This window comes from Novosphingobium sp. HR1a (genome assembly GCF_015594425.1).
Classification (GTDB): Bacteria; Pseudomonadota; Alphaproteobacteria; order Sphingomonadales; family Sphingomonadaceae; genus Novosphingobium; species Novosphingobium resinovorum_A.
In genome coordinates, this window is the sequence record NZ_JABXWS010000060.1 from 1 (window position 1) to 13,657 (window position 13,657).

At 69.6% G+C, this 13,657-nt stretch carries 11 protein-coding genes and 1 riboswitch; of the genes, 1 reads left to right on the forward strand and 10 read right to left on the reverse strand.

Annotated elements, in window-relative coordinates; genetic code table 11:
* Nucleotides 1-21: 21 nt before the first annotated feature.
* From HWN72_RS16955 to HWN72_RS16980, 6 genes are all read right to left on the reverse strand, one after another.
* Nucleotides 22-1,005 (reverse strand): threonine-phosphate decarboxylase, encoded by a 984-nt coding sequence (locus HWN72_RS16955; protein ID WP_211150790.1) that lies wholly within the window; start codon nucleotides 1,003-1,005, stop codon nucleotides 22-24.
* The gene (locus HWN72_RS16960) at nucleotides 1,002-1,724 is read right to left on the reverse strand and encodes an adenosylcobinamide-GDP ribazoletransferase (RefSeq protein ID WP_211150791.1); all 723 of its coding nucleotides are present in this window, start codon (nucleotides 1,722-1,724) and stop codon (nucleotides 1,002-1,004) included. The genes HWN72_RS16955 and HWN72_RS16960 overlap by 4 nt, the downstream gene beginning before the upstream one ends.
* A gap of 151 nt (nucleotides 1,725-1,875) precedes the next feature.
* Nucleotides 1,876-2,433, reverse strand: coding sequence for a histidine phosphatase family protein (locus HWN72_RS16965; RefSeq protein WP_211150792.1), 558 nt, complete (start codon nucleotides 2,431-2,433; stop codon nucleotides 1,876-1,878).
* Nucleotides 2,430-3,446, reverse strand: a complete 1,017-nt coding sequence (gene cobT, locus HWN72_RS16970; RefSeq protein ID WP_211150793.1) for a nicotinate-nucleotide--dimethylbenzimidazole phosphoribosyltransferase — start codon at nucleotides 3,444-3,446, stop codon at nucleotides 2,430-2,432. Before cobT ends, HWN72_RS16965 begins: the two co-directional genes overlap by 4 nt.
* Nucleotides 3,443-3,850, reverse strand: coding sequence for a DUF1636 domain-containing protein (locus HWN72_RS16975; protein WP_036525401.1), 408 nt, complete (start codon nucleotides 3,848-3,850; stop codon nucleotides 3,443-3,445). Before HWN72_RS16975 ends, cobT begins: the two co-directional genes overlap by 4 nt.
* A gap of 247 nt (nucleotides 3,851-4,097) precedes the next feature.
* A complete protein-coding gene (locus tag HWN72_RS16980; protein WP_211150794.1) occupies nucleotides 4,098-6,071 on the reverse strand; it encodes a TonB-dependent receptor in 1,974 nt (657 codons plus the stop codon).
* 173 nt (nucleotides 6,072-6,244) lie between these two features.
* Nucleotides 6,245-6,437: riboswitch (cobalamin riboswitch) on the reverse strand.
* Between the two features lie 72 nt (nucleotides 6,438-6,509).
* Between HWN72_RS16980 and HWN72_RS16985 the strand changes: the two genes are divergently transcribed.
* Nucleotides 6,510-7,829, forward strand: coding sequence for a cobyrinate a,c-diamide synthase (locus HWN72_RS16985; protein WP_211150795.1), 1,320 nt, complete (start codon nucleotides 6,510-6,512; stop codon nucleotides 7,827-7,829).
* Here the strand turns inward: HWN72_RS16985 and mdoH are convergent.
* The 4 genes from mdoH to HWN72_RS17005 all read right to left on the reverse strand — a co-directional run bounded on the left by mdoH (nucleotide 7,808) and on the right by HWN72_RS17005 (nucleotide 13,460).
* A complete protein-coding gene (gene mdoH / locus HWN72_RS16990; protein WP_248006076.1) occupies nucleotides 7,808-9,622 on the reverse strand; it encodes a glucans biosynthesis glucosyltransferase MdoH in 1,815 nt (604 codons plus the stop codon). The genes HWN72_RS16985 and mdoH overlap by 22 nt on opposite strands.
* An 11-nt stretch (nucleotides 9,623-9,633) precedes the next feature.
* Nucleotides 9,634-11,124 carry a glucan biosynthesis protein gene (locus HWN72_RS16995; protein ID WP_211150797.1) on the reverse strand — a complete coding sequence of 497 codons (1,491 nt, stop codon included), beginning with the start codon at nucleotides 11,122-11,124 and terminating at the stop codon, nucleotides 9,634-9,636.
* A gap of 100 nt (nucleotides 11,125-11,224) precedes the next feature.
* A complete protein-coding gene (locus HWN72_RS17000) occupies nucleotides 11,225-12,418 on the reverse strand; it encodes an efflux RND transporter periplasmic adaptor subunit (protein WP_211150798.1) in 1,194 nt (397 codons plus the stop codon).
* Nucleotides 12,411-13,460 carry an RND transporter gene (locus tag HWN72_RS17005; protein WP_248006073.1) on the reverse strand — a complete coding sequence of 350 codons (1,050 nt, stop codon included), beginning with the start codon at nucleotides 13,458-13,460 and terminating at the stop codon, nucleotides 12,411-12,413. Before HWN72_RS17005 ends, HWN72_RS17000 begins: the two co-directional genes overlap by 8 nt.
* Nucleotides 13,461-13,657: the final 197 nt, after the last annotated feature.

Below are 13,657 nucleotides of genomic sequence, written 5' to 3' on the forward strand. Positions count from 1 at the left end.
AGCGCGGCGGCGGCGATGGGTTCAGCCATTGCCAAGCGCCCGGTCGAGGCGGTCCAGCGCGGCGGGATCGGCGGGGACGCCGAGGCGCAGGGTGTCGGGGCGCTCGGCGAAGGGACGGGTGAGGATGCGAGCCTTGGCCAGCCGTTCGAACAGCGCGCCTGCGTCCACGCCCGAGAGGTAGCGGAACAGCGGGCAGGCGCCTTGCGGGGACAGGCCGTGGCGCTCCAGCACCGCGTCGAGCGCGGCGGCCCGGCCGGGGAGTTCGGCGCGGGTGCGCTCTATCCACGCGGCGTCGGCATAGGCGGCGCTGCCGAGTTCGAGCGCGGCGGTGTGGAGGGGCCAGCTGCCGGTCAGGGCGCGCAGGCGGTCCAGCACGTGCCTCGGCGCGATCACGAAGCCGAGGCGAAGCCCTGCGAGGCCGAAGAACTTGCCGAAAGAGCGCAGGACGATGAGGCGGCGGTCGTCGGCGACGTGGCGGGCGGCGCTGGCTTGCGGGTGGCAGTCGGCGAAGGCTTCGTCGGCGATCAGCCAGCCACTTTGCGCGGCGATGGCGTCGTGCCAGTCGAGCACGGCGGCGGGTTCGCGCAACAGGCCGTCAGGGTTGTTGGGGTTGGCGAGGACGACGGCCTCGGCACCCTCGGCCGGCGCGGCGAAGGTGATCGGACGGGAGCGGGCGAAGGCCTCGGCATGGGTGCGGTAGGCGGGGGCCAGCGCGCGGCCGGGCAGGTCCAAGATTCCGGCGAGCAGGCGCAGCGCGGTCTCGCTGCCGGGGACGGCGCAGACGTGGCGGGGCTCGGCGCCGAAATGGCGGGCGGCGGTCCGTTCGAGGGCGGCGAGCGCTTCGGGATCGGGCAGGGCGTGCCAGTCGATGCGCAAGTCTTCGGGCGGGCTCCACGGCGCGGGATTGAGGCCGGTGGAGAGGTCCAGCCACTGCGCCGGATCGCCGCCGTAAAGGCGCGCGGCTTCGGCCAGGCGGCCGCCGTGGTGGAGCAGGTCGGGGGTCACGGCAGCAGCACCAGCGCGAGCAGCAGGGCGGTCTCGACAAGCTCGATCCCGGCGCCGTGGCCGTCGCCCGAGATGCCGCCGAGCTTCGCGCGCAGCCACCAGCCCCAGAGCGGCACGGCGACGAACAGCGCCAGCAGCGCGGGCGAGGTCAGCACGGCTGCGAGGATCGCGGCGAGACTCCAGCCGATCAGGTGCAGGCGGCTTACGCCCTCGCGGAAGCGGGAGCCAAGGCCGGCGTGGAGCGGCGGCAGGAACAGCGTCCAGCCGATCGGGGCGATGCGCGCCAGCACCGGCACCATGACCAGCGCGGGCCATTGCGCGGGCGCCAGCGCGTGGAGCAGCACCAGCTTGGCGAGCAGTTGCAGGCCGATCGCGACGACGGCGAAGCTGCCGACATGCGGGTCGGCCATGACGGCGGAGAGGCGCGCGCGGTCGCCGTGGGCGGCTCCCGCACCGTCCGCCACGTCGCCGAGGCCGTCGAGATGCAGCGCGCCGGTGATCGCCACCCAACCGGCAAGCGCGGCCAGAGCGCCCAGCCACGGATCGCGCGGCTGGAGCAGCCACCCCAAAAACCACCAGGGCAGAGCCACCGCCACGCCCACCGCCAGCCCGGCGACCGGGAACCAGCGCATGGCTTTGGCGAAATCCTGCGCGTCGGCCTGAACGGCGGGGAGCGGCAGGCGGGTGAGGAACTGCAGGGCGAGGACGAGGTGCTTCATGAAGGCGCACACTCCCGTCGTCCCGGACTTGATCCGGGACCGGTGGCTGTCTTTAGGCGCGCGCGCTCGGCAGGGCGCCTGCAGCCCGGTGGGTTGTTCACGGCCAGCGGTCCCGAAGCAAGTCCGGGACGACGAGGACGCACGCAGGCCATTACGACAACCCCGTGATTTGCGCGCCTTCGCCAGGCCAGAGGCGCAGGCTCAGCACGCTCGCATAAGGCAGGTCGAAGGCCCAGACTTGCGGCTGCTCCATGTGGAACAGTACCGCCAGAGCCGCGCGCATCGCGCCGCCGTGAGTCAGCACGAGGCTCGGCACCGTGACCCCCGCCAAAGCCCGCTCCACCCGCGCGCGCAGGGCCGACCAGCACTCGCCGCCCGGCGGGGCGTGGGCGTCGGGGTCCTGCCAGAAGCGTGCATAGGCGGCAGGGTCGACCTCTGCGGCGGCAAGGCCGGTCCAGTCGCCGAAATCCAGCTCGCGCCAGTCGGGATAGACGCGGTGCTCCAGCCCCCGCGCGGCGGCGATGCGCGCGGCGGGATCGTGCGTGCGCGAGAGGTCGGAGGATATCACCCGATCGAACGTCAGCCCCTCGGCGCGCGCGACGCAGCGGGCGGTCTCGGACGGCAATGCGGGCTCGTCCCGGTGGCCCAGCAGCAGGCCCGGCCTTGCCGGGGCGCCGTGGCGCATCAGGTGAAGCGCGATGCCGCTCATGCCTTATCGGTCACCGCCGCTTCGTCGAACGTCGCCATGTGTTTGTGCGTCGCCAGAGCCCCGCGCACGATCGGCACCGCCAGCGCCGCGCCGGTCCCTTCGCCCAGCCGCAGGCCGAGGTGGAGCAGCGGCTCCAGCCCGAGCTTGTCCAGCAGCCGCACATGCCCCGCCTCGGCCGAGCAGTGTGCGGCGATGCAATGATCGGTGAAACGCGGGTTGTCCCGCAGCAGCGGCAGGATCGCGGCCGAGGCGATGAACCCGTCGAGCAGCACCGGCACCCGCGCCAGCCGCGCGGCGAGGATCGCCCCCGCCATCGCCGCGATCTCGCGCCCGCCAAGAAGGCGCAGCGTTTCGAAAGCGTCGGTGGCGGCGCCGGAATGCAGAGCTACGGCCGCCTCCACCGCCACCGCCTTGCGCGAGAGGCCGAGGTCGTCGATCCCGGTGCCGCGTCCGACCCAGTCCTGCGCGGAGCCGCCCAGCACGGCGGCGCAAAGCGCGGCGGCGGGCGTGGTGTTGCCGATGCCCATCTCGCCCACCAGCAGCAGCCGGGTATCGGCGCCCAGCGCGGCGGCGCCCCGGTTCAGGGCGTCGAGGCATTCCTCCGCGCTCATCGCCGCCTCGCGGGTGATGTCGCCGGTCGGCCGGTCGAGATCGAGCGCCACCACCGAAAGCCGCGCGCCGCACGCCGCCGTCAGGGCGTTGATCGCCGCGCCGCCCGCCTCGAAGTTGGCGACCATCTGCACGGTGACCTCCGGCGGATAGGCGCTGACGCCCTGCGCGGTGACGCCGTGGTTGCCCGCGAAGACGACGGCCTGCACCGGGTCCACCTCTGGCCGCTCATGGCCCTGCCACCCGGCCATGAACACCGCGATGTCCTCCAGTCGGCCGAGCGCGCCGGTGGGCTTGGTGAGGCGGGCCTGACGGTTTAGCGCGGCGGTGCGGCTGGCCTCGTCGGCTTCGGGCAGCGCGGCGAGGGCAGCGGCGAAGGAGGCGGGATCGGCGAAACGGGTCATGTGCAGACGTAGCCTTCCGGGGGCGTGCGGGTGATGAAGTGGCCTTTCACGCCTTGCGGCCATTCCTTGAAGGGCACGCGGCCGTGCTCGCTTTCGGCATGGCGCGCGGCATATTCGAGGATGGCGCGGGCGGCGTCCTCGTCCGGCGTGAAGTCGCCCAGCACGTAGCCGACTTTGCCCGGTGCGCGGATGTGGACGGTGCAGTGGCGGCTGCAGGCGAAGAGGCAGGGCATGGCCTGGATCTGGACGCCCTGCAGTTCGGGGTCGGTGGCCTGAACGCTGCGCATCGCCGCTTCGAGCAGGGCGCCGCCCCGCTGGCCGGTCTCGTCCTCGCGGGCGTCGGCGGTGTGGCGGCAGGTATTGCAGACGACCACCGAAGGGCCGGGAGGTACGGGCGTCAGCATGGGGGTGTCACCTTGGTATTGGTGGTGAGGCCCACCCCGCTGTGGTTGAAAAACTGTCCGTCATCCCCGCGAAGGCGGGGACCCATCTGATGCCGTCGCAAGAGGCGAAGTCCGGAGATGGGTTCCCGCCTTCGCGGGAATGACGACGATACAATCACAGGCGGTCGCGTTCCGGCCGGCAGGTCCTCCCCTCCCGCTTGCGGGAGGGGCTGGGGGTGGGCCTTTTCGGGGTTGGCCTTCCTTGTCATCAGAACCGGCTGCGCACGCCGACGTAGACCGTCCGTCCCAGTGCGGAATAACCCGCCGCCGTCTGGTAGTCCTTGTCGGTCAGGTTCTCGACGCGGCCTTGCAGCATCAGGTTCTCCTTGATCCGCACTTGCGCGCGAAAGTCGATCAGCCAGTAGCCGTCCAGCTTCGCGGTGCCGGTGGCGGCGTTGAAGGTCTCGCCCGAGTAGCGTGCCGCGACGCTGGCGCGAAGCCCCTGCGGCAGGTCGATGCCCGCTTCGGCATTGGCCATGTGGCGCGGTACGCGCTGTAACTGGCGGCCGTAAGTGGACGAACCCTCGGTACGGTCCTCGGCGCGGGTCCAGCTGTAGTTGCCCTCGGCGAAAAGCACGCCCAGCTTCGCCGACGCGGCGAGTTCCAGGCCGCTGGCCTTGGCCGTCTTGACGTTGGCGTAGTAGCCGAAGCGCGTGGTCGTGGTGCCGGGGATGTAACAGGCGGTGGGCAGGGTGCCGCTGGTCGGGCAGTAGGCGAAGTCGATCAGGTTGTCGGTGTCGCGCTGGAACCACGTGGCGGTGAGGCGCAGCGCCTCGCCGAAGTTCTGCTCGGCGCCCACTTCCCAGCCCTTCGCCTTCTGCGGGGCGAGGTCGGCGGTGCCGTAGGCGCTGTACATCTGGTAGAGCGAGGGGGCCTTGAAACCCTCGTCATAGCTGGCGCGCAGCACCGTGGCGCCTTCGTTGGGGGTATAGGCCGCGCCTGCGCTCCACACGGTCTGCCCGCCGAAGCGCGACTGGTGATCGTAGCGCGCGCCGCCGTCGAGGGTGAGGCCCTTGACCGGGCTCACGCGCAGTTCGGCGTAGAGGCTGTCCATGTCCACCGAGTAGGGTGTCAGCGTATAGGGCGCGGCGGAGTTCGTCGGCGAGGCGGTGGTCATCCGCTGCTCCTCGCGCTCGGCGCCGAACACGGCTTGGATCGCGTCGCTGAAGGTGTAGGTGCCCTGGTACTCGTAGCGGCGCAGGCGGCCGTGCGCGTCGAAGGTGATGGCGCGGATCGAGCGGGTGGGGTCGAAGTTCTCCCGGTCGGTGACGTTCTGCAGCACCGCGACGCGGTTGACGAGCTTGCCGTCCAGCAGCGCGAAGTTGAGGCCCGCGTAACCCGACCATTCCTTCGTGGTGCCATAAGCGAGGGTGTCGCCCGAAGTGCCGTCGAAATCGTTCTTCCCGTCGGCCCAGTAGCCGCGCAAGTCGAGGCTGACGCCGGGGGCGACGCGCACCGTGACGGTGCCGCTGGCGGCGCTGCGCTGGAAACCGTCGGCCTCGGTCCCGTTCGCGCGGGCGGAGATACCGTCGGTGGTGAAACGCGAGGCGGAGAGGCGCCAGTCGATGAGGTCCGAAGTGCCGCCCACGCCCGCGCGGGCGGAGACGGTGTCATGGGTTCCGGCCTCAACGGCGAAGCTGCCTTCGAGCGGCTCGGCCGGGCGGCGGGTGCGCACGTTGACGACACCGCCGGTCGCGTCGCTGCCCCACAGGATCGACTGCGGCCCGCGCAGGATCTCGATCCGGTCGACGTCGTCGAGCAGCAGGTTGGAGAAGCCGTAGCCGCCCGCCGTCGCCGAAGGGTCGGACAGGCGCATGCCGTCGATCACCATGACGGTCTCGCCCGCATCGGCGCCGCGGATGCGCAGTGAAGTGGTGGTGCCATAGCCGCCGTTGCGCGACATCGAGACGCCGGGGGTGCGCAGCAGGGCATCGGTCAGGGCGATGGGCTGCAGGGCGACGATCGCGGGCTCGCCCAGCACGGTCACGGTGGCGGAGACGCGCTCGATCGCGACGGGGGTGCGAAGCGCGCTGACGAGGATGTTGTCGGCCGCGCCTGGTGTACTCTCGGTGTCGCCAGGTGCCGTTGTGGTATCGTTGGGTGCCGCTGTGTCGGCGAATGCCGGAGAGGCCGAAGCGAGCAGTGCGATAGCGGCGGTGGTAATGGTAAGATACTGTTTCACTTGTATTCCTTCATGCGAACGGCGGTGCTCCGTCGGCCGGTGAAGGATATTGGGACAGTGGGCGCGGACAGGCAGCGCAACACCTCCCGCAAGCCCCCTCAGGCCGCCGGAACGATGGCTGTCGTTGCGCGAGGAATGCACTTCCCCCGTTCGTCCGGCACACCCTGTCCGGTCGAAGAACGACGGCGACGGGCAGGTCTCCTGGCTCACGGGTCATCGCCGATTTCAGCCGCCTTCTCAGGGGCTTGCACCCCCAATGGCATGTGGCAGAACGGCTCTCCGCTTACAGTTGCAGGGGCAGCCCGGGTATTTCACCCGCGTTCCCTTTCAATCCCCTCGCGGGGAACCTGTCGCGGCGCGGCAAGTATCGTGCGCCGGGGCGCCGCGCAAGAGGCCAATGCTTGCGCCGACCTGCCGGAAACCATAGGTGCGGGATCGATGGACACTCCGCGCCAAGACGATGCCCCCGCCTGCCCGGCGTACCTGGTAAGCGCCCCGTCCTCGGGTCAGGGCAAGACGCTGGTGACCGCGGCATTGGCTCGAAGGCACCGCAACGCGGGCAGAAGAGTGCGCGTTTTCAAGGTTGGGCCGGACTTCCTCGACCCCATGGTGCTCGAAGTCGCGAGCGGCGCGCCGGTCCTTCAGCTCGACCTTTTCATGTGCGGCGAGGCGCAGTGCCGCGCCCTCCTGCACGAAGCGGCGCGCGAGGCCGACCTGATCCTCGTCGAAGGCGCGATGGGCCTGTTCGACGGTGACCCCAGCGCCGCCGACCTCGCCGAACGCTTCGGCTTCCCGGTGCTGGCGGTGGTCGATGGATCGGCGATGGCGCAGACGTTCGGCGCCCTGGTCCACGGCCTCGCGACCTACCGGCCGGGGCTGGAGGTCCATGCGGTGATCGCCAACCGCGTCGGCAGCGCGCGGCACGCGGAATTGCTGGAGCAGGGCGTGCCTGCGTCGGTGAAGTGGCTGGGCACTTTCCCGCGCGAGGCCGGAGTGACGCTGCCCGAGCGGCACCTCGGGCTGGTGCAGGCAGCCGAGGTCGCGGATCTCGACGCGCGACTGGATCGGGCGGCGAGCCTGCTGCCTGATGCCGTGCTGGACCTGCCGCCGCCGGTGAGCTTCCCGGCGCCTGAGGTCCCGGAGGAGAGCCCCAATCTGGCGGGTCTGCGCATCGCCATCGCGCGGGACGAGGCTTTCGCCTTCATCTACCACGCCAACTTGCGATGGCTGGAACGGGCAGGCGCGCAGCTCGCCTTCTTCTCACCGCTTCATGACGCGCGATTGCCCGATTGCGAGGCGATCTGGCTCCCCGGAGGCTACCCGGAACTGTATCTGCAAACGCTTGCCGCGAATGCGCCGATGCTGGAAGCGATCCGGGCACATCATGCGGCGGACAGGCCGATTCTCGCCGAGTGCGGGGGCATGCTCTACGCCTGTGCATCGCTGACGGACGTAGAGGGGAATCGGGCCGACCTGCTCGGATTGCTGGAGGGGCACGCCGCGATGCAGCGGCGTTTCGCCGCCCTCGGCATGCAGCACATCGCGCTGCCGGGAGGGACCTTGCGCGGGCACACGTTTCATTATTCGCGGCTGGAAACCGGGCTCGTCCCGGAGGCTCGCGCCAGCACGCCGGACGGGCGGGACGGGGAAGCGCTCTATCGCGTCGGCTCGCTCACGGCGAGCTACATGCATGGCTACTTCCCGTCCGCTCCCGAAGCGGCGGCGCGGTTTTTCGTTCAGGCTTCGACCAGCGACTGACCTTCGGGGAGGTCGGGGTCCTTGCGCGGATCTTCGCTGGCCTCGACGATGCCGGGTTCCGGCACCCGGAAGACCTTCGCCGCGTCCGCCTTGTCGCCGAGGTTCTCGCTCGACGACAGGCTGATCAGCCAGGGCGAGAGGAACAGGCCGACGATGATCGGCGAGAGCCAGATCGTCGTCGTCATGTCGAGGAACGCGGTCGCCGTCAGGCCCGCGCCGAGCAGCAGGTGCTCGCGCAAGTCGGGCAGCACCTCGCGCACGGTGATGCGGCGGGCATCGCGGGTCTGGGTGTTCCAGCCCGCCGAGATGCCCAGCAGCAGGCCGAGCAGCGCCTTGGTCTGGGTCACCATGGTGATCGGCGCGAGCAGCATCGCCAGTACCGTCTCCAGCAGGACCGAGCGGACGGCCGCGAAGCCGCCGCCGAAGCTGCGGCGCCGCTCGCCGTCGGCCAGGACCCAGATCAGCCCCATGATCTTGGGGCCGAACAGCAGCATCACCGTCAGCGCCAGCACGCTTGGCGGGGCGAGGGTGACGAAGCCGCCATCGCCATGCGTCGCGACCTGGCCGATCATCGTCAGGATCAGCAGCAGCCAGCCCGGCGAGGTGAGGTAGGCCGAGGCCCCGATCAGCAGGTGCAGGCGGCTCGCCCAGTGCAGGCCCGAGGCGCCGAGGAGCTGCAGGTGCTGCAGGTTGCCCTGCATCCAGCGCCGGTCGCGGATCGCCATGTCGATGATCGTGGGCGGGAATTCCTCGTAGGAACCGCCGATCATGACCATGTGGACGGCCCAGCCGCGCCGGCGCAGCAGGGCGGATTCGAGCATGTCGTGGCTGAGGATATGGCCGCCGAAGGGGGCTTTGCCAGGAAGCTCAGGAAGACCGCAGGCCTCGGCGAAGGCGCGGGTGCGCACGATCGCGTTATGGCCCCAGAAGTTGGCCTCCGAGCCCGACCACCACAGCAGTCCGGCGCTCGCGATCGGGCCGTAGGCCTCGCTCGCGAACTGCATCCAGCGCTGGAACAGGGTTCGCGCGTTGGTGATCATCGGCACCGTCTGGAGCAGGCCGATCGAGGGGCGCTCCTCCATGATCGAGGCCATGCCCACGATCGTCTCGCCGCTCATCATCGAGTCGGCGTCGAGGATCAGCATGTTCTCGTAGGCGCCGCCGAAACGCTTCACCCATTCGGCGATGTTGCCGGGCTTGCGCGCGATATTCTTCTCGCGGCGGCGGTAGTAGATCTTGATCGGGGCGTGGTCGGCCAGTTCGTGCCAGGCGGCTTCCTCGCGCTTGCCGTGGAAGGGGTTGGAATCGCTGAGGACGAAGAAGTCGATCCACGGCGCGCCGCCGGCTTCGGCGATCGAGTAGGCCATGGCGCGCACGCGGGCGAAGACTTCCTCGACGCCCTCGTTGTAGACCGGCATCAGCACGGCGGTCTTGTGGCGCAGGCTGGAAGCCGGGCTGGGCAGCGCGGTGAAGCCGGGATGCTCGCCGGTGATGAGCTTGAGGAAGCCCATCGTCGCGGTGACGAAGCCGAACGAGATCCAGCAGAACAGCGGCACGAAGAACACCAGCAGCAGCGCTTCGACCCAGTCGAGCCCGTCGCGCGAAAGTTCCATGCGCACCGTGCTCGATGCGGCGAGGCCGATGGCGGCAGTGAGCGCGAGCAGCAGCAGGCGCTTGACCAGCATCCCGTGCGGCGCGGTCTTCACCTCGCGCGCGCCGGGCGGATTGCCCCACAAGTTCTGGATCGGCATCGCCATGGGCGATTCGGCCGGAAGCATCGGCGAATGGTTCATCGGCGTCGCACTCACGATTCTAGAGCCTTGATAACGGTCTCACTGAGCGCGGAGTTGCCGCGCTTGAGGAAAAGTCGGAACTGGGGCTGGGTCAGGGCGGCGGATCGCACGTCGATCATCGCCCGCCAGCGCCCGTCCGAGCGCGCCACCGGATAGGCGACGGCGGAGACCATCGCAGCCTTGGGCAAGTCGGTATCGGGCGTGACGCCGCTGGTCCGGTCGAGGCCCGCCAGCGCAGGACCGGAGAAATCGAACACGAACTTGCGCACACCTTCCAGCGGCGGCGAACCCGGACTGCCGCCGGGGCCTTCGAAGACATCGACGCAGCGTGAGCCGCCATCGATGGTCGGGTCCTTGGACGTCCAGGTCAGTCGATAGGCGAAATCGCGGCGCTGCCCGGCCTTCGCCGGACGGTCCGCACGCCAGAACAGCGCGATATTGTCGAGCGTCTCACTGTTCGTCGGCATTTCGTAGAGGCCGACCGCGCCCGCGCCCCAGTCTCCCTTGGGCTCGACCCAGAGCGAGGGGCGACGGTCGTAGAATACGCCGTCGTCCTGATAGTGATCGAAAGCCTGATCACGCTGGAGCAGGCCGAAGCCCTTTGGCGAATCCGAACGCAGCGCATGAAGCCGCGCCACCGCGGGATTTTCCAGCGGCCGCCAGACCCGCTCGCCATTGCCCGACCAGATCGCGAGGCCGTCCGAATCGTGGATTTCCGGCCGCCAGTCGCCGCGCGCGCGGGCGGGGCTCGACTGATCGTACCAGAACATGCTCGAAGCAGCGCCGAGGCCCAGTTGCTTGACGTCCTTGCGCAGGAACAGCGCCGCAGTGACGTCCTGCGTCACCCCGTTCGCCGTCTTGCGGCAATCGAAGGCGTAGGCCCCGGCAAGGCTCGGCCCGTCGAGCAGGGCATGGATGCGCACGCTGTCGGCGCCGGTCTGCTCGATCCAGAAGCGGGTGAAGTCGGGAAACTCCTCGCCGGTGGCAAGGCCGGTGTCGATGGCGATGGCGCGCGCCGAGAGGCCATACTGGTCGCGGTCGCCGGAGGAGCGGAAATAGCTCGCGCCCTGAAATGCCAGCCAGTCGCTGCGGCCGGTCGCGTCCATGACGCGGAAGCCCACGGCGTCGGTGTTGTGACCGCCGACGAACAGATCGCTGGTATCGACGATCGCGCGCGCCTGCCCGCCCTCGACCACCGCGATCGTCACTGGTTTGGGCGCGGTGCCGCGCACGGCGGGGAACAGCCGCACGTTGCCCGCGACCATCGGGGCATCGCCGTAAGTCAGCTTCCCGGCCGCATCGTAGTCGGCGGCGGCGCGCATGGATTCGGCGATCGGCGCATAAGGCTTGCGGGCGAGATCGCGGGCCTGTGCCACCAGGCGATCCCACGAGAACGGCTCGGGCGTACCGAGACGACCGCCCGTCGCGGCCTTCACCCCGTCAGGCAGGGCGCTAGCCGCTGCGAGCGCCGCCATCAGCCCCATGGCCGTGCGGCGCGACATCTGCGCGTCGTCGTTCAGAATGCTGCTTACCCTTGTTGCCTCGGATTTTCCGTCGAATGCCCATACGCACGGACGCGGCAATTGTTGCAGGAGGAACCTTTCATCCGCCTGACTGGCCGCCTCCGGCCGTCGCGTCCCGCCAACCGATGATCGCGCGATCGCCGGGTTTGAGGTCGTTCGCGAAGACTTCGGTGCGCTTCCCGTCGCTGGCGCCGACGGTGACGTAGACCCGGCGCGGCTCGCCCCCGTCGAGCACGAAGATGCGCTCGCGCCGCTGCGGTCCACGCGCGCCCGGCTCGAATTCCAGCGCGGCATTGGGGACCAGCAGCACGTTCTGCCGTTCGGGCAGTTCGATCTCGACGGTGGCCTTCATGCCGGGACGGACCTGCGGGCCGGGCTTTTCGATCGTGAAGACGGCGAGCGGCGGTGTGGTCTGCGGCGGCGGAGATACGCGCATCAGCGTCAGCGTGGCCGATTGCGGCGCGTCGGGCAGGGTATCGAGCCGGATATTCGCAAGCGTTCCCGCCTTGATCGGCTCTGCCCTGTGGGTGTCGAGCGGCACCTCGATCGTCAGCGGTGCGATGCCCTGCGCGATCGTGAACAGCGGCTGGTGATCGCCGATCATCTGTCCCGGCTGCGCATGGCGCATGGTCAGTATGCCCGAGAACGGAGCGCGCACTTCGGCTCCGGCCTTGCGCGTCTCGTCTTCCTTGAACTGGATCTGCGCGGCCTTCACTTCGGCGCGCGCCGCCTCTACGCCCAGGTCGGCGCGGCGGGCATCGGCACGTGCACGCTCGATCTCGTTGAGCGAGGGCGCGCGGCCGCCCGAACGACGCCATACGCTCTCGAACCGGGCGAGGCGCGATCCGGTGTCCTGCGCGGTGACTTGCGCCGCTTCAAGGGCGGCCTGCGCCGCAGTCAGGCGCGAGCGGCCGACTTCCACCGCGCCCTTGATCTCACCCGCGTCGATCATGGCGAGCAGTTCGCCCTGTTCGACCGCGCCGTCGCTCTTGCCGGATACCCAGGTCACGCGGCCGGGCAGGGCGGAGAAGACCGTCACTTCGCCGGCTCCGCTAATCTGCCCGCGTTCGGAGATCAGCGGGGTCAGGTTCCCGCGCTCGACCGGGGTGGAATAATACGGGGAGTCATCCCCGCTCACGAAGCGCACGAAGAACGTCATCGCCCCCAGCGCGGCGATGGCCAGGATCAGCAGGCTCAGCCAATGGCGGAACACGCGGCGCGGCGCGGCGCCGAGCAGGGCGTCGAGCGGGGTATGCGTATCGTGTTCAGTCACAGCCGGCGGTCACCGTTATCGTGGGGCCTGTCGCGGAAGGATCGGGTGCAACGACCGGTGCAAGACCTTCGCGCGCCCAGCTCCCGTCCTGCCCGGACCAGAGATCGAGGGTCGCCGTCACCCGGGCCGCGCGCGCATCAGCCAGCGCGAGTTCGACCGCGAGCGCGGCGGCTTCGGTCACGTAAAGCGTGGAGAAGGCCCCGGCTCCCTCGCGGTAGGCGGTACGCGCGTCACGGACGGAGCGGCGCGATTCCTCCAGCGCCTGAGTCAGTCGGGCTTCCCTGAGGACGGCATCGGCCAGAACAGCCCGTTGCGGGTTCTCCGGTGCGGCCGAGGCAAGCGGGTCTACCGCAGGATCGGGAAGCGTCCCCGGGGTGCCGAGCTTCGCGACAAGGGCATCGGGCTGATCCCCGACAAGGCGGGCCAGTTCGGCAATGGCCTGATCGAGCCGCCCTTGCGCGAACCCCAGTTCACCCTGCGCGGTCTCGTCCTGCGAACGGGCGAGCGATCCGTCGATCGCCGGAACGAGCCCGGCCTCACGGCGGAACTGGGCGACTTCCGCATTATCCTTGTACTGAGCCCGCAGATTACCGCGCAGCGCGACGTCTTTCTGCAGGCGCCGCACTTCGACATAGGCAAGCGCGATCTGCCGCGCGAGTCGTTCCCGACGCGCCGATACCCGGTCGACCTTCTCAGTCCTGATCTGCGGGTCGGCGTTCACGCTCTTGTCGCCGAACAGCCGCCCCAGCTTGGCGCCGATGCGTTTGGCGTCGTGCTCGGTCTGGTAATCGTACTGGCGCAGCGAAGCGATCCGGCAGATGACTTCGGGGCTGGTATCGAGGCCCTGCTGTATCAGTGTCGCCAGAACGGGGTCTCCCGCCTCGCGCCACCATGCGGGGGCCGCGGGTACGACAGGAGTCTCGGCGCCGGCGGCAGGGGCCGGGGCGCTGGCGACGTCCTTCGTGGTCTCGGCGCATCCTGCACAAGCGAGCGCGAGCGCCATAAGCGCCGCGCCGCCCAGTCGCGCGCGTGGTTTCAACATTCTCGACACGTGCATTCCGATAGCACCTGAGCCCCGCGAAGCAATCATGCTGCGATAGCGAACGCAGGAATGCCCGACTGGTGGCAGGGAGCGACGGGAGATTCGCGCTTTTATGCAGGCTGAACGGGGCGATGCTGCGCGGTAAGAGGGGTTATGTAATTGCAAAGGCGCAGGAAACCGGGGTTTCTGGTGCTTGA